Source organism: Cedecea colo, from assembly GCF_011808225.1.
Classification (GTDB): domain Bacteria; phylum Pseudomonadota; class Gammaproteobacteria; order Enterobacterales; family Enterobacteriaceae; genus Dryocola; species Dryocola colo.
Genome location: NZ_SOYS01000004.1, coordinates 326664 through 352547 on the forward strand (window position 1 = coordinate 326664; position 25884 = coordinate 352547).

Genomic DNA, 25884 nt, shown 5'->3' on the forward strand with positions numbered 1-25884 from the left:
GAACCGGTAAACGCCGCCGTCGCTTATGACGGCGGCGTTTATCGGCAATCAGGCCTTCAGCACCGCTTTAATGGAGGTAATAATCGGTTGATATCCGGTACAACGGCAGAGGTTCCCCTCCAGCGCCTCCTTCAGTTCCTCATCGCTCGGGGAGGGATTAACATCCAGTAGCGCTTTGGTGCTCATCAGCACGCCAGGAGTGCAGAAGCCACACTGCACGCCACCGTGGCGAACAAAGGCGTTCTGCAACTTTTTGCCAACGGGATCGTGATGCAACGCTTCGACGGTGGTGACTTCCGCTCCGTTGCACTGTGCCGCAAGCAGCAGGCAGGAGCAGACAGACTTTCCGTCCATGATAACGGTACAGGCGCCGCACTCCCCGACGGAGCACCCCTCTTTGGTTCCGGTCAGATGTAACTCATCGCGCAGAAAATCGATCAGGCGAAGGTTGTCTTCAACATCACGGTCAATGCGGATGCCATTCACTTTAAGCTCAATATGATTCATGGTAACGGCTCCTTATTTATTCAGCTCTGCTAAAACGTCCTGCAGCATCTGCCGGAACATCTCGATAAAAACGGGGATTTTGTAAGGCGCTGACCAGCGCCCACCGATAGCTTTTTCAATCAGCCCGTTGAGCACCTGCGCGGCCTGTTCAACGGTATCCGCGTTGAGCACCCTATCCGTTAGCGCTTGCTCAACCGCCACCAGCCGCTGCGGTTTGCTCATCAACGCGCCGTCAACCAGCCGACACAGACGGATAACGTTCGCGTTATCGACGATGAACTGGCCCGTTAAACTCTGACGGGTGATATTCAGCGCATTACGGCGCCCCAGTTGCAGATAGCGATTTATACAAGGCGATGTCATTGGCGCAGGGATAATCACCCGCGTTACCAGCTCATCAGGCTCCAGGCAGGTGCGATAGCCACCGATTACAAACTCGCTGACCGGCATTTGGCGCATACCGCGCAGGCTACGCAGTTCGACCCCGGCGTCATAGATGATCAGCGGCGGCATGGAGTCCGCACAGGGCGCTGCATTGACGATATTGCCGCCAACGGTGGCGCGATTTCGCAGTTGCAGAGAACCTATGGTTTTACAGGCCGTCACCAGAAGCGGATAGCGTTGCTGAATCAGGGGATGTTTAATCAGGTCGGTAAAGCAGACGCCCGCACCGATCGAGATGCCGCCGTCAACATCAGTAATCGCTTTCAGCTCCGGCAAGGCCGCAATATTCACCAGCGGTATATCGCCAGATTGCATCCTGGCCTGCACCAGCACGTCGGTGCCACCGGCAATCGGCACGGCGCCCTTTTCTGCCAGCAGCGTTAAGGCCTGTGACAGGGTTTGAGGTACGCTTAGCGACAGCGAATTCAGGCGATGAACCTGCTTTTTATCACCCGATTCAATCATCTGTTCACTTTGACGTTCGGGCTTCTTGAGGTTGTAGCCAAGACGAACCTGCTCTAAGGTCAACGGCAGCGTTCGGTTGCGGCGGCCAATGGCAAAATTAACCGCATTGTTAAGGGCGGCGGCACCCAGCTCAAGGACGGGTTCGCCAATGACCTTCGCCCCCATCGGCCCGGCATTATCGTGATTTTCCACTGCGATGACATCGATGTGCGGCATATCTTTAATCGTCGGCAGCAGATAGGTATCGAAGTTCTCTGACTTGACGACACCGTGCTCGGTGTTGAAGTCCTCCAGCATGCCGTAGCCGATCATGCCCTGCAATACGCCGCCGTAAACCTGCCCGGTAAACCCGACCGGATTGATTACTTTCCCCACGTCATGCGTTGCCACCACGTTGTTGACCGTCACTTTACCGGTGCGCATATCCACCGCGACGTCGGCCACCTGGCAGCCATAGACCCACGTAAAATAGGGGCTACCGCAGCCTTTCTCCTCATCCCAGTGAATGTTCGGCGCCACGTGCCAGCCGTAAGAGGATAAATTTGCCCCGGTGGCTTTCGTCATATCGACGACCTGCTGGAAACTCAGGCTTAGCTCGGGACGGTGAGCATTGAAAACCTTTCCCTCCTGCCAGACGAGATCCTCGATCCCCTCCGCCTTCAGCGTCTCTTTGATGGCATCCGCCATACGCTTTTTAATCTTATTCGCCGCGCTCAGAATCGCCTGCCCGCCCATCAGCGTCCCGCGCGAGGCCACGGTTGAGCCCCCGTCGGCGATCATGGCGGTCGCCGGTTCGCTGAACATCACCCGCTCAAGTCCAACCCCAAAAGCTTCTGCTGCCAGCAGGGACATCGTGGTCTGCAATCCCTGACCGTTCTCAGACACGGAAGTAGAAATGTTGATACTGCCATCCGCATTGACCTGAATGAGCGCCGAGGAAGCATCCAGCCCTTCGGCCCCAAGCGAACAGCCCCGGTGGCTGAGCGCAAAGCCGATGCCGTAGCGAATGGGTCCGCCTTTCGCGTTAAGCTGCTGATAGTGCGCCTGTTTGGCCTCGTATTCCGCTTTTATCAGCGACTTTTCCAGCACCTCCTGAGCGGAAACCTTATGGTTATCAAAAACCTGCCCGGCCATGCTGGTATCGCCCTGCCTGAGGACGTTTCGCAGGCGCAGCTCAACGGGCGAGAGGCCCATCAGCTCAGCCACCTCATCCATCAGGGATTCATTGGCGAAAATGACCTGCGGGGCACCGTAACCGCGATAAGCCGAGGTGTAGTTATTGTTGGTATAGACGCCGACGAGATCGACACGAACGTTAGGAATATTGTAAGGACCAGCCGCCTGTACCGAACTGCGCCAGGTAACAAACATGGTCTGGCCGGAATAACTGCCGCCATCGGCGATAATCTCGATTTTGATCGCCTGAATACGCGCGTCGTCGTCCAGCCCGATGCGGTATTTCATCTTATAGGGATGGCGCTTATAGCTCTCGCGCATGGATTGCTCGCGATTGTAGGAGATCTTCACCGGACGCCCGGTGAGATGTACCAGCAATGCCGCACGACAGGAAATATTATCGATAATGTCATCTTTACCGCCAAAGGAACCGCCAAGCACCGAACGCTTAACGTTGACCCTGGCCTGCGGGAGATTGAGATATTTGGCGACCACGGCGCGAGTACGGTGTGCGTTCTGAATTGAACCGGCAATGGTCATGATCTGCTCATTATCATCCAGATACACGACGATCGACTCCGGCTCAATATATCCATGCTCCTGAAAGCCCACCTCGTATTCACGTTCGAAAATATGAGCAGAGGCGGCAAAACCGGCGTTAATATCCCCTTTCACCGTGTGGTGACGATTAATAATATTGCTGTCCAGTTCGCTGTGAATAAGCCTGGCGCCGGGCTTCAATGCCTCTTCAGGGGAGGTAATTGGCTCCCAGGGGGTATATGTCACTTTAATCTTATCGACCGCAATGCAGGCAGCTTCGTAAGACTCTGCGGCGACGACGGCAATCACATCGCCACGATAGGCGATTTCATTGTCGATGATCGGAGGATGATCGGGAATAATTGCGCCAAGTTTGCGCTGTCCGGGAATATCATTCCAGGTGGCGATGCGTACCACACCGGGGACATTTTCAGCGTCTGAGAGATCAAGAGAATCGATGCGCCCGGCGGCGATATCCACATAGCGGCATACCCCATACAGCATGCCCTTCGTTTTGATGTCGTCGCCGTAAATCGCTTTACCCGTTACCTTTGCGAGCCCATCCACACGGGGCACTTCATTGCCAACCAGCAATGTATCCATGACATTCCGTCTCCACCAGTAAAGTAAGATAAGCTAACAAAGCAATGGATATGCCATTTATCCAGAAAGGAGAGTTTTGAATGTCGATATGTGAGGCGCTTCAAAAACCATTATGGAATAACAAAAGCAACATTCCTCCATGTCGTTTTCCATTATCAAAAAGAGAAAGTGTTTATCAAAATGATAGCTTCATTATTATTTGATCTGCTCCTCCATTGATTAACACATCACGATAGTAGTCATGTTTTTATCAAGGTGAGGACACCTCATGAAGAAGCGTTTTTCTGACGAACAGACCACCAACGTTCTTCGCGAGGCCGTGGCCAAATTCAGTATGCCGCTACACAACGAGCCCTTTATAGGGCTCGTTCAACAGCCATATCCTCCCCAGCAAATGGCTTTTTTACTTTTATGGACTACTGGTGATCTTTGCTAATAGCATGCAGACGATAACGCAAATAATAATCGGGGCATAGCCGCCACCAAAGGGCAGCACCGCAAATATTCCCAGCACTGCAAGCGCTTTAACAATAAAAATTACGGGCAACGCGCTGAGCGATAGTTTCACCGGACTATTGAGTAGACGATCGATAAACAGCGCACCGAATAACGACGGCAGCAGGAACTGTAATGCGTCGAGAATAGGCTGGGGCAAAAACTCAATAATCATCTGCCCGGCGACCGCCAGAAACGTCATTAACCCCAGGCTAATAAAGGTAGAGACTGCAATCCCTATGGCAGAAATGAGCGTTCCTTCCTGCGTCCCAAGCTGATAGCCGGAAGCATTGAGCGCTTGCGTAGAAGCGGGAACGCGCACCTCTTTGGTGTTGCCCGCCATATATGACAAATACATCCCCGGGGTGCCGAAAATAGACTGTAGAGAAATTGGGTCAACAATATACCACGGTAATAATATTGAAAGCATTGACACCATGCCGGTAAAAATACTGTCAGTGGTCGGATGGGCATCAAAATAAAACAGCAGAACTAAAACGGGTAAATAAGCAACCAATAATACCAGGCGGGTACACCATTTCCCTCTGTTGATGATATAAGGCATGTAGTCTTTAATGAAAATCTCTTCTTTTGTCCGTTCCATTTTTTATCCTTATTTTATTTAACCAGCACGGCCACGCACATTCCAATAAGCATACAAATTGTCAGCCCCCACTCTTTCAGCCACTGCATATTTGCTTTGCGGTTATACAAAACAATTGCCGCCATCGAGAGTGCCGAAGCAATAATCGCAATGGTACTGGCTCCTGACGGATAAGCAAAATTCATGGTCAGGGCACCAAAACTCCCAATCATCGCGCCGCTGCCGATAACGGGGATCAGATGCGTATTTCCCCCGGACATAAAGTGGTTGACCTTATCCATGCGGTCGGCAAAGAAAGAGACAAACAATAAAAAAGGCAGGCCGCAGGTAGTCATAACGATCGCCGCCGCGCAAAGATAATCAACGGTTAATGTATCCTGACCCAATTTGATACCCATACCGTCTGCGGTAAAGGCCGCCTCCATCAACGCATCCGCCACCGAGCCAATAAAGTCAATGCGCATCCACGCCATAGGCGCGCCAACGTACAGCATCAGGGTCAATATACCGGAGAGCATCATAAAGCAGGGGCCGATGGAGGCAATCGACGCCCCACGGATCGCGCTGCGAACCGCTTTCTCAGGAATACCAATTTCAGCAGCGGTCTTTACGCTTTTACGAAAAAAAAGCCACGCCTGGAGAAAAACAAAACATAACGCCGGTGCTGCCGCCATCCATAATATCGGGCTATTGGCTATCTCATTATATTCCGTCATTCCTCGCTTCCTTTGCATTTTTCCATTTTAAAACAGAAAGTACACATATTATCCGTGAAGAAATGCTTATCATGAATACATTTAAGGTTAGGGTTGTAACCGTAGGCAATTGCGGGGTCGATCATTTCACAATAGAGGATGCCGTATTTTTCCATGCCGGCTTTCTGGAATTCGCTGGCGAACACGCAGCGTGAAAAAATCTGCTCAACATATCCTTCATGATAACTATCGGTGCTTTCAAATTCATCACTACGATCCATGTCATAGCTGACCAGGTAATTATCGCTGTCGTTAGGTTTTCCGCGGGCGAAGGCGCGTTTAGCAACACTTTCTCCGCGCTCGACGCCAAAATTCCATACGCCGCGCTTGATGGCCTCGGCCCCTTTTTCACCAAACTCGTCTACAACCTCTTTTGCTAAATGGGCAAACATGCGGGCAAACATTTGATACATTGATACCGGCTGTAGATCATCGGCAATTTTATTACTAACAATTTTTTTCTCGTTCATTTTTATCTTCCAGTTATTTATAGGTAATATTAAAGGCGATCTATTTTTAGTATGGTGTTGTAAAGTACATCGGTTCCTTTCCCCATATCTTCCCAGGGAATACATTCCGCAGGATGATGCGTAATTCCTTGTACACAGGGAACAAATAACATCGCTGCGCGACTAATCCCAGCCATGATCATGGCATCGTGGCCTGCGCCGCTGCTCATCGGTTGCCAGGTCAAATTGCACTCTTCGCAGGCGCTTTTGATAATACCTTTCAGCGTACCGTCCATTTCCACGGGTTCTTTAAAAGAGGTTTCTTCTGTTTCGATAGCGACAGAACAGTGCCTGGCTACCTCAATACTTTCGCTCTGCACATAGCTTATAATTTCCTGCACAATGGCTGCTTTTCCGGAGCGGATATCCAGGGTAAAGCGGCATTCGCAAGGAATACAGTTTGCTGACCCCGGCTCAAGGTGAAATTTACCGATAGTTAATGTCGCTGTTTCCGGGTAACGGTCAATAACATATTGTGTGAGTCGCGTTGCTAGTAAATTTCCCGCCACGCCCGCATCCTGACGCATCGTCATCGGAACGGTGCCTGCATGCCCGGCAAAACCATGAACGTTGACCACCATTTGGCCGATAGCCACAATGTTATCCACAATGCCAATATCGCTATGAGTATTTTCTAACAGCGGCCCCTGCTCATCATGAAGCTCAATAAAAGCTTTAATTGTTCCGGGCTGCCGCCTTGCGGGAATAACTTTATTATCGGAAGAATAGGCTTGCAGCCTATCACGTAGCGTCTCGCCGCTTTCATTACTTATTCTGTCGTAATCTTCCTCGGTAAATTCACCGGTAATAAAACGGCTGCCTAATAAAACAATACCAAACTGGGTTCCCTCTTCTTCAATAAAACCGACAACTTCAAGTGTATGATCCAGCTGAATATTATTTTCCCTGAGCATCCTGGCAACTTCCAGGGCAGCAATGACGCCAGCAATACCATCAAACGCTCCTGCATTGCGTACCGTATCCAAATGAGAGCCGCTGAGGATTGCCGGTAGCTGCGGATTTTTACCCGCCAGACGACCATAAATATTTCCGATATCGTCCTCAACAACGTCCAGTCCTGCCTCACGCATTTGGCATTTTATATATTCCACCCCCTCGCGGTATTTTGGCGTAAAACCGATACGGGTTACGCCCCCGTTACATGGTTCAGAAATAGCTTTTAGCGTTTCAATATTTTTTCGTAAACGCGTAATATTCGCCATCGTCATTTCTTACTGCTCCAACATAATTTTTAAAATAACCTGATCGGTCACACGCATACCGTCACAGGCCAGATTGCCAACCGACAGTGCCATTTTATCCAGCCCATTTTTAACAATGCCATCACCATCAGACATACGCTGGTGACATAGCGCCATCTCAACGCAGGTGAATGCAGTATCGACGCAACCGGCAATTTTGGCCGCGCAGGAGGGTTTCGCACCGTCGCAGATTATGCCGGAGAGCGTGCCGAGCGTATTAATTACGGCAGATTCAATTTGATAGTCATTCCCGCCTTTAAGGAAAGTTATTGCCGCCGCCGCTCCGCTGGAGGCGCATACCACACCGCAATAGGCGGATAATTTACCAATAAATGATTTTTCATAGAGCGCAATCAGGTTACTGAGTATCAGTGCGCGAAATAGATTATCTTCTGTAGCATTAATGTGACGGGCATACATAATTACCGGTAATGAAACGGTAATGCCCTGATTGCCGCTACCGGAATTGATCATTACCGGTAAACTGCATCCGCTCATGCGCGCGTCGGACGCCGCCGCCGCATAGCTTTTGGCCAGGTTGCGGATATTATTATCCCCTGTCATCAGGAGCGTTTTCCCCACATTAATACCATAATCTTTCTGTAGACCTTCGTGGGCAATCTCCAGATTACAATCAATAGACTGACTTAATTGTTCACGCAACGGCTCATAATCAACATGGCGCGCAAAATGGATAATGTCGTTAACAGTATATGACTCAACATCATCATTGCTGCTCTGTAGCGGACTATCGTTTTCTTCCGCAAAAATAATATTATTATTCCGGGTAATGCGAACGATCCGGGTATGTTCATCTTTTACTTCTACGCTAACATGGGTGTTTTTATAATAACCTTCAACAATAAAGTGCAACGCCGACTTGCTCTTCAGCACTTTAATTTTACAGGGAATGGATGCTGCCCTGGATGCGCATAGCGCAGTTTGTTCTTTAGTCATCATGGAGAGGACTTCAAGACCTTTTTCCGCATCACCAAAACAGGCTCCGGTGATGCAGGCAACATCAATACCCTTCATGCCATTAGTTTGCGGAACAATTACGCTTTTAACGTTTTTAATAATATTGGGGCTGCAATGAATAATCATGCCTTCTGGTTCAGCGCCAAGATGCTTTTTAACAACGGCTCCCGCGTAAGCTAATGCCACAGGTTCAGTACACCCTAAAGCAAGAATCATTTCCTTTTGCAGAAGACAGAACAAATCTAATTTCATAGCTACCATGCCATATTTTTCTTGGTTAGTTTTTCGCTTATTAAATAGTGCGCTTAATAAACATAAATAACGAATAAGCATCCTTGATGGCAATATAGCTAAGCACATGGAGAAATACTTTATTTTTTTGTGGGTATTTTTTATGGCAAAGAGAATTTTTTCCTACGGCAGGTCGATACCAGTTTTTTCAAATCTCAACAATACGTTGAAATTTAATGGAAATAAAATAACAGAGTGATATGCGTCACAATAAAAAAGAGAATATTTTTATCTATAAGAGAAAAATGTGAGAGGGATGTGATTTATTTACGGCTCACGATTGAAGGAACCGATCTTCTCCCTGAAAACATTGCAATACGGTGAAAAGGAAGGAGGAACTGACATGTATTAGCCGCGACTTGAGCTGACAATTACCGGTTATTTATACAGGTATCTTTCAGATCAGGTCTGAGCTAATACAGCTAATACGAGGGGGCGTAATGCCCCTTTCTATTGGTTACGCTCTCACGTTCCAGTCGTCTGTATACTGCACGTTGCCATCAACATAACGCCAGGTGATTTTATCGTACATCAAGAAGACTGATTCCATGTGATTGATCTGCGAATTACCCGACATTTTAGCGTTCGGCATTCCTGGGTTAATGCCTGTGATTTTCACACCCTCAATCGCCATAATAAAATAGCATTCTTCCTGCCCTGCATGATTGATGCGATACCAGCGTATTTCCGCGCTTTTCAGCGTCTGACCAGTGGCAACAGCTTTGTATAGATACGGGCTGGAGCTATCAAACTCTTTTTCAATCATCATTGGAGAGTGTGAACGCTTGCCAGTGATCTTACCGTTGGCACTGTCTACCGGAATGTTCAGACCATGACTAAAACCAACAATTTCTATGCTTCCTTCACGATCTTGAACGTCTACAGAGCCTTTGATATCGGCGCCGCCATCGTCTTTAAGCCACATGTAAGCCGGAATAGGCATGTTACAAACTCCTTTTGGTTGTGATTTTCTTCTTGATAAACCAGTAGCAAGCCATCGTTAGTAGCAGGTTAAAGCCTACAATCGCCGCCATAGTGAAAGCTAAATACGTTTGTTCGTCAGGGAAGACAGATTGATAAGGTAGAAAGCGGATCAATGCCCAAAACAGGAAGGTAAAACCGAAGATTTTAGCGAAGCGCCGCAGCGTAGAACTGGCCCAATCTCTGGAAATACCTGCTGGGCTGACTCTGTGTGTTATGCCTCTGTACGCTGTGATAACAGCACCCATTACAGGAACGCTGATCAGGACATTGATCAGGATGCCAAAGTAATCATGTAACGATTCCCAGGCCTCTAAATCAGGCTCACCCAAAATGAAACGGATAAATTTTTGTGCGCTTTGAAAATCGAATAGCCCCGTTATAGAGTCAACTAAACCATCATAGGGAATAACCTTAGCAACGATCGGCATAACCACAGCGAACAGCGCTATCTTGATGAACAAACTAAGGGCATGTTTTGCCATTGGCGATCGCCTCAATCGTGCCGTATGCTTTTAGTTTTCTCATGCAGGGAACATCTATTTTCTGAGTTCGCAGTAGGGCGTTGCGTAGCATGGCAAAATCTGAATCGTGCGCAAGAGTGATACAACCTTCTGAGAGTACGCCAGGGTGTAAACGGAAATCACCGCGCTTAACGCTCTCTACCCATGTGTAATCGTCGATTCCCCAATCATCCCGCCATAGTGCAAACCATTCCGAATGTTTGAACGTCGCACCGCTGGCGAAGTGATTATAGATATATCTGACTCCTGTATTCACCTGTGATCTGAGTCCACCTTCTGGACGGTCAATACCAACACATTAAACCGTTGATTTTGTGACTCGAATCGGGGCAAGGACTACCTCGAAGAGGTTCACAATAGAGCATATCTCTGGCGCTATGCATCAACTATATCTAATGCCGTTCGCCGAAAACCGACAGGAGTGACTGAATACGATCTCTCGTCGTCATATTGTCCTCCCTCTCTTGCTTGAAGATGACGAACTTCAGCGATCCTCTCGGGTATGCCAAAGGTCAACAATATAAATAGTACCGTGCTGAATTTCATAGTGAACGTCGTAATTATCAAACAAGATTTTTCTCACTTCTCGTGGTTCATATCTTGTCTGAGGCGCACCGATTCTTGGATGGTCGGCGAGCCCTGAGGTTCCGATGATCAAACGTTCTAATACGCTGTCAGCATGTTGCCGACTGTACTGGCAGGCAAACCTATAAATACGCTCCAGGTCATCCTGAGCCTTTTGAGTCCAACGTATTTCCATGGGTTATGATTTTTTCAGTTTATTAGCGAAGTCAACAACATCCGCATGGCTAACCACCCTTCCCGCATCGACATCAGCAAGCCCTTTCAAAATCTGCTGATGCCGCCGCTCTCTCTCTTCAATCATGGCGGTTAACGCTTCTTTAATCACCCAGCTTTTGGATCTATCCAGTTCAATAGCCAGGTTTTCAACCGCAGTTGCAAGCTCTGCAGGGATCTGAGCGCTGATCGTCTGTTTCGCGAGTTGTCTCATGACCGCCACCTTTTAATAAAAGTTAATAACGCTTATTAAAATAGCATATTTGTGTTCGCGTAACTACCTGTGGCGAAGACAACATCAGTCCCCCGTCATCTCGAAGCCAGCATTCCCGGATAGTGTTTAGCGATGATGTCGTTCATACGCTCAATCAACTCCAGACGCTTGAAGGTCAAGTGTGCGGTGCCTTTTTGATAGTAACGAATGCTGAAGAACTCATCTTCGTAAACGTCCTTAGCCGGATTATCACGAATATGTTCCATCAATCGGGTAGAGATATCACCCCGGTTGTCAGGGAGGGGTTTACCAGCCAGTAGAAACAGCATTCGCTCCAGGTCCGCCAGTTGATCCCGCCGCCAGCCCCAGTTCAGACTAAATCCCCAGCGGTTATGCATAACCAGATTGTTAATGATGATTTTCTTACCGAAGCTGCAGGGACTATTGGTCTTATAATCCCATGATAGCCCTTTGAAGACGTTGATGATGCCACGTTCGAAGACATCCATCTTGTTCAAATGTAATTGCTCAAAGGTGCTGAGGATATTCGCCTCACTGATGGCTGGCAGATCCCCTTCCTCCAGATTCTTATGCCACTGGTCACGGGCCTGAGCATCCATCAAGGCCATCATGCCAGACTTCAGCATCAGGTCACGCCAGATACAGCGGTCGATATTACGGGTGATAGCAGGCATCGCTTTATCAAACTTCTCGGTCAGCCAACTATCGTAGCGGTGCCCTGACTTCATCGCCCAGTCTTGCGCCGTACCACCACCAATTTCTGAAGTTAGCCGTGAAATGGCATCAAGCTGCTCAATGAGTTGTTCAATCTGTTTAAGTGCGGAATCGCGACCAGTGACTACACGTTCGATACTGGTCGAAAGGATGAGTTCATTGTGTTCCGTCAACACGTCGGGTTCTGTTTGCATCGTTAACCGTCCATAAAAGCAAACACGCCTGCCGGGAGTGGCAAGCGCATTATGCGACGAATAAAAAAGGTGGGAAGTGCAGAGGTAAAAATCAGGAATGAGGCTCGAAGAATTTAAGTATTCATTAATCCGGTAGCTCGCCTTGCTCTGAGAATATCGGTAGCGGTCAGGAATGGCGTCTGCTCCTGCCATGTAAACCCTTTGCGGTCGGTGCGTATCAGTTCATAACGTTCCACCAGGAAATTCACCGCATCAGCCAGTGTTATTCCCGCTTCGATATGTTCCTGAATGGCCGCGTCCTCATGGAATGGCGTGTCGTTGAGTGTCAGGCCGTAATGGTGTTCCAGCAGATAAGTTAATAGTTACTGCCATACCTGTACGGGCGACAGGCGTGACGAAACCGGCGCCGTGGTCGGTACAGATGAGATTTGCATGAGTTGGGTCTCTTGAGTAAGGAAAGATTTGAATGATTACAAGGCCATAGTGGGGCTGAGAGTCAGTCTTCAACCTGATTTGAGGGATAAATTGCGATACACACATACCCATGACTGCCCAGCGTATCGGCTTCACAGATCAGCCCGTTACGGTACAGCGTAACGCTGTGTGCATAGCGGGGATTCATTTCGCCAGAGAACAACATCAGCTCCAGATGCGCGACAAAATGCGGGAAGGCTTCATCCAGATGTCGGGCCTGCAACTCGTTGAACGAATCATTGAACCCTGCCCGGTCCGCCAGAAAATGCAACTGATTACCTTCCTGCACCAGCCGCGCACCGAAACACGGTGTAATATCTCGTTTAAGACCCCAGACTTGGATAGTGTCTTTATTCATCATTTTATTCTTGTTCAAAGAAGACCATGTTCAGCGAAGGAAAATATTTGCCTGCCTCCGACAATCAGGTGATCAGGCACCCGGATTTCCACCAGCATCAGCGCCTGTACCAGTCGCTGAGTGATGGCTTTGTCCGCCTGGCTTGGGTTCACCTCTCCAGACGGGTGATTATGGGCAAATATCATCGCCGCCGCGTTAAAGTACAGGTCACGTTTTACCACCTCGCGGGAATGGACCTCAGTGTGACTGATGGTGCCGCTAAACAGCGTTTCGTGGGCAAGCAACTGGTTCTGGTTATCCAGATACAGCACCCGGAACTCTTCACGTTCAAGCGCGGCCATATGCAGTCGTAGCCACTCACGGACGGCGTGCGTGGAGGTGAAGACCGCTCCGGGTTCATGCAGATGACGGTCCAGAGCCCTGAGCGCCCGCTGAACGAGACGTCAGTCCTGTTGCGTCATCTCTCCGGGTAAAAAGGAAAGCTGTTTCATCCATTAGTCCTCCGTTCATTCGATGATACGCAGAATGGCATAGGCTTCAGGATGCTGCAGGGCATAATCCCGCAGGCGATAATAGTGCGTGGTCATTGCGTCGCACTCTATACGGAAGGCGTGATGGCTGTATTCAATCAGGCCCTGCTGCCTGTGCGCTCATTTGCGCATCGTTGCCGTTCAGGCAGTTAAACAGATGCCATGTCTCATCACTGTCGGACTCGGGGGCCATAAATACCCCACCGTTGCTGAGGATGTAAAACGACCATATAACCGAGATAGGCTTTGGCTGATCATCAGCATCGTCCGTATCAGTTTTAGTGATACGGACTACATTTATCGATTACGCTGTTGAATCGGGCTAAAGAACATATCCCATAGATGTTCTGCCATGCCTTCGTTAGTCAACAACAAATCCCTTGAATTGTTGTAACCCAATCCCATCAAGGTGCGGAACCCAAGTGTTTGCCCATTATCCGCAACACTAAGACTTTCATTGCAACTATTGCGAGTCACACCGCTTTGACTGTAGCAGATATCCCCGAATCCCATATTACGACTGCCACACCAGATTCCGCACTGACCAACCTTGCTACCGTTGATATACACGGCACAAGTGAAAGAATCTGCATCAGGCCGATGGAAATCGACGTCTAACCCTACATGGCGCTTTTTGAGTTCTTCCAGCGAGTTTGCAAAATAACGAGCTACATACTCAAAACCCTCACGACGGGCCCGATCTTTATCAAGGTCGGTAAAACTCTTTGGTAGAGAAAGATTGCTGGAACGCGGCGTAAAAACTGTATCCGTCGCCTGAAGCATTGGGTTAGCCGGAGCTGGGGCGTGCACAATCTGCTGCGGCTTTTTAGTTTCTAAATTGGCAATGGCTCGGGAGACAGCTTCGACGACCTGAACATATCCTTCATCATGGCTGGCAAACTTGGTTATGGGTTTACCATCAACGGTCGCCGCCATAATGCTGCCGAACGGTAGCTGATGCCAGGCACACTCTCTTAAGATCACCGGAATGACCACCGCCTCGCCCCGTTTATGCCGCTCCAGAGCGTTGGTCATTTCTACCTGATAGCAATAATCAGAAGCGATAAAATCGCTGCTAATCAGCAACAGGATGATATCTGCCTGCGAAAAGTAGTGGTCTATTTGGTTCTCAAACTCTTGCCCTGGGACAATACGGCGATCGTGCCATGTCGTAATCTTACCCATGCGCTTCAGGGGTGAAAGATGCTTCTCAAGCTCATTGCGCAGCGCTTCATCCGCATGAGAATAGGAAAAAACGAGAGTAGTCATAAGGGTGAAATGCTCCTGAACCGTTACTGTATTTAGGGCTATTCTGTGCCCACTGTATAAAAAAATCACGCTATTGACTGTAATTAATAGATGCTTGATCTCTTTAAAGTTGTTACGTCAGCTTATTCATAGCCACCGTATGCCATCCGGCTCACCTCGTCAGCCAAAATAGTGTGATATTCTTTCCAGAAATCCTGTTGTATCCACGACACAAGGCGATGATTGATGGAGCAGTCTCTCAATTTTGAAATGTTGCGCAGCCAGTGGCCGGAACTGGCGGAACTCGCGTGTATGGCGGAACGTTACGTTCACACCGACCCGGAAAGCAGTCTGGTTAAGCTGCGCAACTACACCGAATTGATGGTGCGTTGGTTATATCGTCAAGAACGGCTACCTGAAGGCATCAAAGCAAATCTGTATGATTTAATGAACGCCGATGTCTTCACTAGCATGATGCCGGAAGCCATAATCATGAAAATGGATGCGCTGCGTATCCATGGCAACCGTGCCGCGCACGGCGGACGTATCAAAGCTAAAGATACCTACTGGCTGCTCAAAGAAGCGTATTTGTTGGGAATTTGGCTGTATGTTCGCTACGCCCACGGTAATGTTGATGACTGCCCCAAATTCTCTCTCCCTCCGTTAACACAATCGTCAGGTCGTGCAGATGAAAAACGTCTGGAAGATGCAATCAGGGCTCAAGATGAAAGCCGTGAGCGCGAACTGGCGCTACAACGCGCACTACAGCAAGAGCAGGAAAAGGCCGAACACCTTACTCAGCGCCTGAATGAAGCCAGAGCGCGCAATCAGCATGTTGCCGATATCCTCTCCATTGACGAAGCGGAAACCCGCCGCCGCCTGATTGACTCCCGCCTGCTTGCTGCTGACTGGAATGTAGGCGAAGAACTTAAAAATACCGATCAGGTTACGCAGGAGCATCCTGTTAAAGAACAGCCTACTGCAACTGGCGACGGTTATGCGGATTATGCCTTGTGGGATGAAGCGCATAAACCGCTGGCGGTGGTGGAAGCAAAAAAAACCAGCGTCAATGCCGAGCAAGGACGAATTCAGGCTCGGCTATATGCAGACTGGCTGGAAAAAGAATACGGTCAGCGCCCGGTCATTTTCTACACCAACGGCTACGACATCTGGCTGTGGGACGACCATAAAACTCATGGTTATCCCCCGCGTCGAGTATTTGGTTTCTACAGCAAGGAAAGCCTGCAATATCTTATTCAGCAGCGAGAAACCCGTCTGCCACTGAACAGTGTGCCGCACGTAAAAGACAACGAAGGTAAGGCAGTTGCCGGACGTTTGTATCAGCTTGAAACCATCGCCCGCGTCAGCGAACGGTTTACCAATAAGTACCGACAATCGTTAATTGTACAGGCCACTGGTACAGGCAAAACCCGCGTGGCAATTGCACTAAGCAAACTGATGATTGATGCTCGCTGGGTAAAACGCGTCCTGTTTCTTTGCGACCGTAAAGAGCTGCGTAAACAGGCGGCGAATGCCTTCAATCAGTTCACCAATGAGCCGCTGTATGTGGTCGGGAAATCGAAGAAAGCAGACAGACAGAATGCCAGGATCTACATCGCTACCTATCCTGGCATGATGAAAATCATGGACCATTTTGATGTTGGTTATTTCGATCTGATCATCGCCGATGAATCCCACCGCTCTATCTACAACGTCTACGGCGATCTGTTTAAGTATTTTGATGCGCTCCAAATTGGCCTGACGGCCACGCCTATCGACATGGTGAGTAAAACCACTTTCGGCCTGTTTGGTTGTGAAGGACGTATCCCTACCGCCAACTACAGCCTGGAAGATGCCATCGCTGATAACAATCTGGTGCCTTATGAAGTCGTCACACACACCACGGAATTCCTGCGCGAAGGCATCAAACGGGAGAAATTAAGCGACGCACAAATCCGTGAGCTGGAAGAACAGGGTATCGATCCCAATACGCTGGAATTTGATGGCAAGGCGCTGGATGAGGCGATCTATAACAAAGACACCAACCGCTATATTCTGCGTAACCTGATGGAAAATGGCCTGAAAGATCGGGACGGCCAACTCCCCGGTAAAACCATCATTTTTGCCCGTAACCATAAACACGCGCTGCTGTTGAATGAGTTGTTCGACGACATGTACCCGCAGTTTGCAGGACGCTTCTGCCAGGTCATCGACAACTACGATCCCCGTGCCGAGCAACTGATTGACGATTTTAAAGGGCTTGATGAAAGCACCAACAAAGAGCTGACCATCGCTATCTCCGTTGACATGCTCGATACCGGCATTGATGTTCCGGAAATTGTGAACCTAGTCTTTGCCAAGCCGGTTAAATCGAAAGTGAAGTTCTGGCAGATGATTGGCCGTGGTACACGCCTCTGTTCGGGACTATACGGCAACGATGAAAACGGCAAACCGCTGGATAAACAGAAATTTCGCATCTTCGATCACTGGGGCAACTTTGAGTATCACGAGCTGCATACCGAAGAGGCCGAAGTGACAGCGACAAAATCGCTGGCGCAAAAACGCTTCGAAGCGTGGGTTATGCTGGGTGCTGCCGCGCAGCGTAAGTTCGACAAACAGGCGGTGGATTTAGTCGCTCACCAGCTCCGCGAGCAGATCAACGCGCTTGATGAAAAGTCGATTGCCGTACAGGAAAAGTGGCAGCAAAAAGCACAGTACAGCGATGAAAAAGTGCTGCGCCAGCTTTCCCCAAAAACGCAGCAGGATTTAATATCCGTTCTGGCCCCGCTGATGCAGTGGCTGGACGTGCGCGGGCAAAGCGATGCCATGCGTTTCGATATGGATATTCTGGCAGCGCAAACTGCCCGTTATACCAACCCGGAAGAACTGGATGTGCTCTGGCCGGTCATCGTCGAGAAAGTGGAACGTCTGCCGCCGCATCTGGCGCAGGTGCAACAGCAGGGACAGCGGATTAATCAGCTTCGTGATTTGGGCTGGTGGAAGCAGGCCAGTCTGGAAGAACTGGAAGATATCCGCATTCATCTGCGCGGCATCATGCACCTGATGGAAAAAGATGCGACGCCGCAATTCGGCTCGATACAGGTAGATATTACCGAAGATGCGAACCTGATCCAGACGGAAACCCGTAAAACCAATATCCGCTCGATTGACTTCAAACTCTATCGCCAGCAGGTTCAGGGGGCGCTAGAGCCGCTGTTCCAGCAAAATCCGGTGCTGAAGAAAATCCGCAACGGCGAGCCAGTCACGCAAAATGAGCTGGATGAACTAGCGAAGCTGGTGCTGATCCAGAACCCTAACGTTGATATCCGGGCGCTGAAAGAGTTCTACCCGCAGGCAACAGCCAGCCTGGATAAACTTTTGCGTACCATCATCGGGATGGACGGCGATGCAATGGAAGTGCGCTTTGCCCAGTTCGCCGCTGACAACAGCTTGACCAGCCAGCAACTGCGCTTCCTGTCATTGCTAAAAAACCACATCCGCGATTACGGCACCATTGAAATGCGGCAGCTCTTTGAACAGCCGTTTACGCATATCCACAACGAAGGCGTTACTGGCGTTTTCCCGGATATCGAGCAGATCGCCCGGTTGCAAAAGATAGTCGAAGAGCTGGGTGTTGTGACCGACGCAGCGACGGTATAATACGCACATGATAAGCCCCGGCAGCGGGGCTTTTGTATTTATAACAGGGTATAGACGTTAACAATGATTACCGGTGACTTAAAAAGTAAAATCGACGGACTATGGGAAGATTTCTGGGTGGGTGGCATCACTAACCCACTGACCGTAATCGAGCAAATCACTTACCTGATGTACTCCCGGATGCTGGACACCCAAGAGCAACGAGACGAGAAGCGTAAACAAATCGCGGGTATTGATTTTAAACCGCGTTTTGCGCCAGAACAGCAGGAGTTCCGCTTCAGTCACTATAGTAACCTCGGCTCGGATGAAATGATGGAAGTCGTGCGCGACGGCGTCTTCCAGCATTTCCGTCAGCTCGGCCAGGCCGATGCGTCGAAGGTGACGCTGCTGGGCAACTTTATGAAAGATGCTCGTCTGGAGATCGTTAAACCTTCGCTATTGACTAAAGCCGTGGAGGTGATCAAAAACCTGCCGCTCGATCGCGGCGATACCAAAGGCGATCTCTACGAATACCTGTTGAGCAAGCTAACTACCGCCGGGATCAACGGTCAGTTCCGCACGCCACGCCACATTATCCGCACGATGGTCGAAATGATGGAGCCGAACCCGGCGCGCGGTGAAACGATCTGCGATCCGGCCTGTGGTACGGGTGGTTTTCTGGCAACCAGTTATGAATACCTGCTGGAGAAATACAGTTCACTGGAGTCCATTCATAGCGAGATTGGCACCAACGAACGCGGCGAACTAGAAGAGCAAAAGATCTTTACCGGCGATCTGCTGACGCCTTGGCGTGACCATGTGGATAACAATATGTTCCACGGTTACGACTTTGATACCACCATGCTGCGTATTGCCGCGATGAACCTGATTATGCACGGAGTGGAAGCGCCGGATATTCACTATCAGGACACCATGAGCCAGAGTTTCAGTACCAATTTCCCGCAGGCCAGCAAAAACGCTTTCAACCTGATTCTGGCGAACCCACCGTTTACCGGTTCACTGGACGAGGAAGATATCGACTCCACGCTGTCGGCAATGGTGAAAACCAAAAAAACCGAACTGCTGTTCCTGGCGCGTATTCTACAAATGCTGAAAGTAGGCGGACGTAGTGCCACTATCGTGCCGCAGGGCGTGCTGTTTGGCTCCAGCAAGGCACACCAGTTGCTGCGTAAAACGCTGGTGGAAGATAACCAGCTGGAAGCGGTGATCAATCTGCCTTCCGGCGTATTTAAGCCTTATGCTGGTGTGGCAACGGCGATCCTGATCTTTACCAAAGGCGGTCAGACGGATGAGGTCTGGTTCTACGATCTACAAAATGACGGCTACAGCCTGGATGACAAGCGTAACCCGATAAAAGAGAACGATCTGCCTCATTTACTGGCGAGCTGGAAGTGCTACCGTGCTTTGCGTGGTTTACCGGTAGATAACTTTATGGGTGAGAAGTTAGCCTTGTTGCTGAAACAGCAATACCCACAAGGTGTTGATGCTGGCGTTGATTTTAAAGACCGCACTCAATCGGCGTTTGTAGTACCGAAAGGGGATATTGCAACGCAGAAATACGATCTCTCTATCAATCGTTATAAAGAGATGGTGTATCAGGCTGAGGTATATGAAGCTCCGAAGGTGATACTTAAACGATTAAAAGATCTGGAAAAAGAGATTCTAGCGGACCTAGATGAACTGGAGGGCATGCTGTGAGCTGGCCGATGGTTAAGTTAGGAGATGTTTTATCGATCATTCGAGGCGTAACGTTTAAGCCAAATGATCAGGTTGAGCCATTAAGTGAAGGTTCAACTATTGTCATGAGAACAAAAAACGTACAAAGAAGTGGGTTAGATATTTCTGATTTAATTGCCATTCCTGATAGTTTTATCAAGCGGGCTGAACAGTATTTATGTTCTGAAGATATGCTTATTTCCAGTGCTAATAGTTGGGAGCTTGTTGGGAAAATTAGCTTTATAGAAAAATTACCGGCAAATTCTACTGCTGGTGGTTTTATATCAATAATTAGAGCGAAAAAAGAAAAAGTCATCCCAAAATATTTATACTATTGGCTGACACTTGAGCACACTCAAGTAAAAATAAGAAATTGTGGACAAAAAACGACTAACATATCGAATTTAAATCTTGAAAGATTTAAAGAATTACTTATACCTCTACCATCCTTAAATGATCAGAAACGTATAGTTGCTATTCTTGATAAGGCAGCTGTCATATGCAAAAAGCGCGATCAAGCCATCAAACTGGCTGATGATTTTTTGCGTAGTACATTTTTAGACATGTTTGGCGACCCTGTTGTAAACCCTAAAAATTTGGAAAAAGCGCCCATTACAGAATTGACTGAAATCATTACCGGATTTGCATTCAAAAGTAATGATTACGTTGGTGATTCATCAGAATCAGTACGGCTTTGTAGAGGGGCAAATACACTTACAGGGTATTTAGATTGGGGTGATACAAAATTCTGGCCAAAAAACAAACTAGAAAAGCTAGATAATTATTTAATTAAGGCGGGTGATATTATCCTTGCTATGGACCGTCCGTGGATAACAAACGGGTTAAAAGTATGCATATTTCCTGAAAATCAGCGAGAAACATACCTAGTTCAGCGTGTAGCCAGATTGCGTCCTCGTTGCGAATCCTACACAAATTATATTTACAGTTGTATTAAATCGCCAGCTTTCGAAAAACATTGCCGTCCAACAGAAACAACTGTGCCACATATATCACCAGTTGAGCTTAAAAATTTTGAAGTTTTGATTCCAAATTCGGAACTTATGGATAAATATCATTCTATTGCTTCCACGATAAATAATAGCTTAAATAAGATGGATACATGTAACATTAGTGGTGATGCTCTATTTTCTAAGCTATGTCAGCAAGCTTTTTCAGGACATCTTAAGAGGTAAGTACATATGGACTTATTTGACCTGTTAACAATTAAATTTACCTTGCCCACGAAGGCTGCCCCTGCAAAAAAAGTGGGTGGGAATTTTGTTCATAAGATACTTTGCCGAGCAACGACAGTGACGGCGCAAGTCAGAAATGCACGCTTCCCAGGATATTTTGAACTTGTTACGGGTCTAAAGCCTCCTCTAGATTATATCTATTTGAAAGATCCAAATTCCAGAGGGAAATGCGCAAATGGTGTAGCTTCTCTTAAAGCTAAGAAACCATTTACATTCGAAAAATGGCGAGAAGATACTGAATTAATTTGGGAGCAATTTCCAGAGCAAGCATTTAGTACTTCACCTGATGAAATTAATGAACAATGGCATCATCAATTTCAGTTTAGAGAGGACGATCCAGAGCGCAATTCTCCTGGTCTTAGAAAACCCCAACTGGGTGCACTTCATGCAATTGCAGGCTATTTCGCTACTGATTTGCAGGTAGAACCTGCTACCGTCGTACTGCCCACTGGAACGGGAAAAACGGAAACAATGCTGGCTACCATGATATACCAGCGATGCGAGCGAATTTTGCTCATAGTTCCATCTGATTCTCTCCGAACACAGATATCAAAAAAGTTCACAGATTTAGGATATTTGCCAGAGCTAACAGTCGTTCCACCCAACATTGCACTCCCTAATGTCGCCATTATTAAGAAGGGAATTCAGGTAGCGGAAGAAGCTAAGCAATTAACTTGTGAATCAAATGTCTTGGTTGCTACGACCAGTGTTTTGTCTGCCTGCTCCGAAACAGCATTAAATGCACTTTGCGAGTCATGTAGCCATCTTTTTGTTGATGAGGCTCATCATATCTCAGCCTCATCATGGCAGACAATTCGCGAACGATTTAAAGACAAACGTGTTGTGCAGTTTACAGCTACCCCCTTTAGGAATGATAAGAAGTCCCTTGGTGGGAAAATTATCTATAACTACACGATGGGGGAAGCCCAACGAGCAGGCTATTTTACAAATGTAAATTTGCTGCCTGTAGAAGAGTATTACTCTGACCTTATGGATCACGCAATCGCAGATACAGCCGTTGGTCAACTGCGTATAGACTTAAATAATGGCCTTGATCATTTGCTTATGGCCCGTACTAGCAATAAGCAGCGAGCAGAACAAATATTTACTATTTATCAGAATATTGTACCGAACTTTAATCCAATCGTCGTTCATTCTGATTATCCTAAAACGGAAATAAAAAAACGTCTTGATAAATTATTATCAAGACAATCAAGAATCGTTATTTGCGTAGACATGTTGGGAGAAGGCTATGATCTACCCAACCTGAAAATTGCCGCTTTGCATGATCACCATAAGTCTCTTGCAGTAACTTTGCAGTTCATTGGCCGTTTTACTCGTGTCAATAAAGCACAGAAAATAGGTCAAGCCAGTGTAGTCATGAATGTTGCAGACCCTAATGTTGAAGGTGAATTACAGCATCTATATTCAACAGATGCCGATTGGGATAACGTATTAAGGAGACTCTCTGAAGGACGAATTGCTAGAGAGATTAGGTTGCAAGAGGTCGTGGATGCCTTAAAAAGGAAAGGTGATTTACACGATCAGATTTCTCTATGGAATCTTGAGCCAAGTTGTTCTGTCATGTTATTTCAAACATACTGTGACAATTGGGAGCCTGAAAGATACAAGGAAAAACTGCCCAGATTCGATGAGTCTTGGCATGCAATAGCAGAAGATGAGAATTTGCTTGTTGTGCTAGCTGTCCAGGCAACTTCAGTCCGGTGGGGAAGCTACAAAGATCTTAAAGATACCAATTATAAAATTCTGATTGCTCATTGGGATCAAGACAGATCCGCCTTGTTTGTATTCTCAAATGACTATAAAGCATTTCGAGTTGAGAATCTAGTCAGTACTATTTGTGATGATAAATTTGAAGTTGTCAGTGGTGAAAAAGTCTTTAATGTATTTAATGGTATTGAATATCCTTTGGCAAGAAATTTAGGCGCATCCCAAATTGGAGCAATCAGCTTTACTCAATATTTTGGCCCAAATGTCACTGAGGGGCTATCACTAATTGAAGCGTCTCAATCAAGCTTAAGCAATATTGCTGCATTAGGTTATGAATCCGGAAACCGTGTAATCTGGGGATGCTCGCAACGCAGAGGTAAAGTCTGGTCACCACAAAAAGGTGGCAGCATTGCTGATTGGTGCAACTGGGTTAAGAAAGCCTGGGACAAGATCTTTAGTTCTGAACCGGATCCAAACAATCTTACGCGTAACTTTTTGCGTCCTGTCCCATTACTTGAACCCTATAATGAATATCCAATATCAGCTCAATGGGATGAGTATTTGCTTACTGCGTTCGAAGATAAAGTTATTTTTCATTTTGATACTGTATCTGCTCATTTATATTTAGTAGAGGTTAGAACTGCTGGAAAGTTTGAAGATGGGAATGTGCGACTCATTTTCTCTACAGATGAAACATCATCTGAATATAAATTATGTCTCACGGGAAGTGCTACAGCAAAAGGTTATGCCTATCAGTTGATATCTGGCCCTGAAGTTTTTGTACAGCGTGGTGAATCTGAACCTGTATCACTATCAGAGTATATGGAAATTGATCCAGTAATGATTCATTACTCCGATGGCTCATTTTCATACAACGCTCATATAGTCCATGTAAGCCAAAATATTGGCCTTTATGACAAAGACGAAATTGTAGCTTTTGATTGGAAAGGAACTGATGTTCGAGTGGAATCAATGGGCTATACTCGTGATCCATCATCCATCCAATGGCGTTGGTACTGTGAAATTAAAGATAATTACGATGTCATTATTAATGATGATGGGAAAGGTGAGTCAGCAGATTTAGTGGGGTTGAGAATAGTAGATGACTGCATTGTTCTCTCCTTAATCCATTGCAAATATTCAGGTTCAGAAGAAGCAGGAGCCAGACTTAAAGACCTTTACGAAGTATGTGGGCAGGCACAGAGATGCATTCGTTGGAAACACCTGAATCTTTCCTATTTATACCACCACATTAAGCGTCGCGAGGAACAGTGGCGATCGCGTGGTCATTCTCGCTTTCTGAAAGGCACTATAAAAGACCTTGCTGCTATGAAAGAGCGCTCCAGAATCACACCTCTTAAATTCCAAGTTGTTATTGTTCAACCAGGGCTTAGAGTACGCAAAATTAATGAAGAAGGCCTTAAGCTACTTGGCAGCACGGCGCTATTTATAAAGAAAACAACGATGGCAGATTTAGTTGTTATTGGTTCTAAATAGGACGAAAAATTGACAATGTTCGACTTTAGCCATATTAAAAAACGAATTAAATATGCTATAAAAATGATGAAAAAAGCAAGAAAAGAGAGTAAATTATGATCCTATTCTTTTATCCCTACATAATGCTTTGCTACAGCGCTGGATACGCCTTATTGCAAACACTGGATGGGATGGGAGTGATTAGTACCAACTTTGTAGAAACGAACGCACAGGGTGCTCTTTTGAGCAGCTACTGGTCTCCCAATAAAGTTGCAGTAGTCTTAGGAGGAGGTTTTCTTGAGCTCTTTATTTGTATTAGCTCAGACCTGATCTGACAGTTACCGGTTATTTATACAGGTATCTGTCAGTTTACATCTGGCTTAAATTCTTCTCAGCCCAGATGCGCTTTCCATCAAGTAATGTTTCCACTGGCGTCCGGCCACAGCACATTTTCCCCTGATGAGTTCGCTCATTATTATAATAAGCCAGCCATTCATCAAGATCCGACTGTAACGTATCGAGATCGCCATACAGTTTTTTGCGGAACGTTACCTGATAAAACTCGTTCAGTATCGTTTTATGGAACCGCTCGCAGATACCGTTGGTCTGCGGTGACATCGCTTTGGTCTTCGTATGGTCGATGTCATTTATTGCCAGATAAAGCTGATAATCATGTTGCTCCACTTTACCGCAGAACTCTGTTCCTCTGTCGGTCAGTATTCTCAGCACCGGTAGCCCCTGAGACTCATAAAACGGCAGCACACGGTCATTCAACAGGTCAGCCGCAGTAATCGGCGTTTTGGTGACATACAGCTTGCAGTGAGCGACCTTTGAGTACGTATCGACGAACGTCTGCTGATAAATACGTCCGACGCCTTTCAGGTTGCCAACGTAGAACGTGTCCTGCGAACCCAGATAACCCGGATGCGCGGTTTCTATTTCGCCACAGGCCTCGTCATCACTGGCTTTACGCTCCAGTGCAATTATCTGTGCTTCGGTCAGTTGGATACCCTCACGAGCCACTTTTCCTTCCAGTGCCTTCAGGCGTTTTCTGAAGTTCTCAGGGTCATGTCGCAACCAGACAGAACGGACGCCGCTTCCTGAGATAAAAACGCCCTGTTTACGCAACTCGTTGCTGGTCCGGTGCTGACCATGCGCAGGGAAAGCGATGGCATAATCAACAACGGCCTGTTCCGTTGTATCATCGGTACGGTTTTTGAGATTAGGGGCACGTCGGCTGCGGTTTATCAGTGCATCCACGCCGCCTTCATCGGCCAGCTCACGATAGCGATAAAATGTATCACGCGAGACGCCCATGATTTTACAGGCTTTCGACACATTGCTGAGTTCTTCAGCCAGATTG

The 25884-nt window shown here is 47.4% G+C and carries 20 protein-coding genes and 3 pseudogenes; 4 read left to right on the plus strand and 19 right to left on the minus strand.

Features of this window, described 5'->3' with window-relative positions; translation table 11 throughout:
- Positions 1 to 48 precede the first annotated feature (48 nt).
- The 18 genes and pseudogenes from E2L00_RS11875 to E2L00_RS11960 form a co-directional block, all read right to left on the minus strand.
- Positions 49 to 507, minus strand: coding sequence for a (2Fe-2S)-binding protein (locus tag E2L00_RS11875; protein ID WP_167611598.1), 459 nt, complete (start codon positions 505 to 507; stop codon positions 49 to 51).
- A 12-nt stretch (positions 508 to 519) separates the two neighbouring features.
- The gene (locus E2L00_RS11880) at positions 520 to 3735 is read right to left on the minus strand and encodes a molybdopterin cofactor-binding domain-containing protein (protein ID WP_167611602.1); all 3216 of its coding nucleotides are present in this window, start codon (positions 3733 to 3735) and stop codon (positions 520 to 522) included.
- 409 nt (positions 3736 to 4144) lie between these two features.
- Positions 4145 to 4834, minus strand: a complete 690-nt coding sequence (locus E2L00_RS11885; RefSeq protein WP_167611605.1) for a hypothetical protein — start codon at positions 4832 to 4834, stop codon at positions 4145 to 4147.
- Positions 4835 to 4848: 14 nt separating this feature from the next.
- Complete coding sequence (locus E2L00_RS11890; protein WP_167611608.1) at positions 4849 to 5550, minus strand: DUF5058 family protein; 702 nt, start codon at positions 5548 to 5550, stop codon at positions 4849 to 4851.
- The gene (locus E2L00_RS11895; protein ID WP_167611611.1) at positions 5547 to 6059 is read right to left on the minus strand and encodes an L-2-amino-thiazoline-4-carboxylic acid hydrolase; all 513 of its coding nucleotides are present in this window, start codon (positions 6057 to 6059) and stop codon (positions 5547 to 5549) included. Before E2L00_RS11895 ends, E2L00_RS11890 begins: the two co-directional genes overlap by 4 nt.
- A gap of 29 nt (positions 6060 to 6088) precedes the next feature.
- On the minus strand, positions 6089 to 7327 hold the full coding sequence (locus tag E2L00_RS11900; RefSeq protein WP_167611614.1) for a M20 family metallo-hydrolase: 1239 nt from the start codon (positions 7325 to 7327) through the stop codon (positions 6089 to 6091).
- Positions 7328 to 7330: 3 nt separating this feature from the next.
- Positions 7331 to 8590, minus strand: a complete 1260-nt coding sequence (locus E2L00_RS11905) for an L-cysteine desulfidase family protein (protein WP_167611617.1) — start codon at positions 8588 to 8590, stop codon at positions 7331 to 7333.
- A 496-nt stretch (positions 8591 to 9086) separates the two neighbouring features.
- Positions 9087 to 9572 carry an Hcp family type VI secretion system effector gene (locus E2L00_RS11910; protein WP_167611620.1) on the minus strand — a complete coding sequence of 162 codons (486 nt, stop codon included), beginning with the start codon at positions 9570 to 9572 and terminating at the stop codon, positions 9087 to 9089.
- Between the two features lies 1 nt (position 9573).
- A complete protein-coding gene (locus E2L00_RS11915) occupies positions 9574 to 10095 on the minus strand; it encodes a hypothetical protein (protein ID WP_167611622.1) in 522 nt (173 codons plus the stop codon).
- Positions 10076 to 10390: a DUF2778 domain-containing protein gene (locus tag E2L00_RS11920; protein ID WP_420808847.1), complete on the minus strand. Its 315-nt coding sequence runs from the start codon at positions 10388 to 10390 to the stop codon at positions 10076 to 10078. The genes E2L00_RS11915 and E2L00_RS11920 overlap by 20 nt, the downstream gene beginning before the upstream one ends.
- 228 nt (positions 10391 to 10618) lie before the next feature.
- On the minus strand, positions 10619 to 10894 hold the full coding sequence (locus E2L00_RS11925; RefSeq protein ID WP_167611624.1) for a type II toxin-antitoxin system RelE/ParE family toxin: 276 nt from the start codon (positions 10892 to 10894) through the stop codon (positions 10619 to 10621).
- A gap of 3 nt (positions 10895 to 10897) precedes the next feature.
- Positions 10898 to 11146 (minus strand): CopG family ribbon-helix-helix protein, encoded by a 249-nt coding sequence (locus E2L00_RS11930; protein ID WP_167611627.1) that lies wholly within the window; start codon positions 11144 to 11146, stop codon positions 10898 to 10900.
- A 95-nt stretch (positions 11147 to 11241) separates the two neighbouring features.
- Positions 11242 to 12075 (minus strand): DUF4942 domain-containing protein, encoded by an 834-nt coding sequence (locus E2L00_RS11935; RefSeq protein WP_167611630.1) that lies wholly within the window; start codon positions 12073 to 12075, stop codon positions 11242 to 11244.
- 113 nt (positions 12076 to 12188) lie between these two features.
- Positions 12189 to 12509: pseudogene (locus E2L00_RS11940) on the minus strand (TA system toxin CbtA family protein).
- 62 nt (positions 12510 to 12571) lie between these two features.
- Positions 12572 to 12907 (minus strand): type IV toxin-antitoxin system YeeU family antitoxin, encoded by a 336-nt coding sequence (locus tag E2L00_RS11945; protein ID WP_167611683.1) that lies wholly within the window; start codon positions 12905 to 12907, stop codon positions 12572 to 12574.
- Between the two features lie 14 nt (positions 12908 to 12921).
- Positions 12922 to 13398, minus strand: a pseudogene (locus E2L00_RS11950) (JAB domain-containing protein).
- 15 nt (positions 13399 to 13413) lie between these two features.
- Positions 13414 to 13669, minus strand: a pseudogene (locus E2L00_RS11955) (antirestriction protein); the annotation flags it as partial.
- Positions 13670 to 13734: 65 nt separating this feature from the next.
- On the minus strand, positions 13735 to 14706 hold the full coding sequence (locus E2L00_RS11960; protein ID WP_167611633.1) for a toll/interleukin-1 receptor domain-containing protein: 972 nt from the start codon (positions 14704 to 14706) through the stop codon (positions 13735 to 13737).
- A gap of 225 nt (positions 14707 to 14931) precedes the next feature.
- Here E2L00_RS11960 and E2L00_RS11965 point away from each other — a divergent pair, with 225 nt between their 5' ends.
- From E2L00_RS11965 to E2L00_RS11980, 4 genes are all read left to right on the plus strand, one after another.
- On the plus strand, positions 14932 to 18345 hold the full coding sequence (locus tag E2L00_RS11965; RefSeq protein WP_167611636.1) for a DEAD/DEAH box helicase family protein: 3414 nt from the start codon (positions 14932 to 14934) through the stop codon (positions 18343 to 18345).
- A 63-nt stretch (positions 18346 to 18408) separates the two neighbouring features.
- Positions 18409 to 20043 carry a type I restriction-modification system subunit M gene (locus tag E2L00_RS11970; RefSeq protein WP_167611639.1) on the plus strand — a complete coding sequence of 545 codons (1635 nt, stop codon included), beginning with the start codon at positions 18409 to 18411 and terminating at the stop codon, positions 20041 to 20043.
- Positions 20040 to 21254, plus strand: coding sequence for a restriction endonuclease subunit S (locus E2L00_RS11975; protein WP_167611642.1), 1215 nt, complete (start codon positions 20040 to 20042; stop codon positions 21252 to 21254). The genes E2L00_RS11970 and E2L00_RS11975 overlap by 4 nt, the downstream gene beginning before the upstream one ends.
- A 6-nt stretch (positions 21255 to 21260) precedes the next feature.
- On the plus strand, positions 21261 to 24542 hold the full coding sequence (locus E2L00_RS11980; protein ID WP_167611644.1) for a DEAD/DEAH box helicase: 3282 nt from the start codon (positions 21261 to 21263) through the stop codon (positions 24540 to 24542).
- Between the two features lie 348 nt (positions 24543 to 24890).
- Here E2L00_RS11980 and E2L00_RS11985 read toward each other — a convergent pair.
- On the minus strand, positions 24891 to 25884 hold a 994-nt coding region (locus tag E2L00_RS11985), incomplete at its 5' end, for an IS481 family transposase (RefSeq protein ID WP_236127724.1).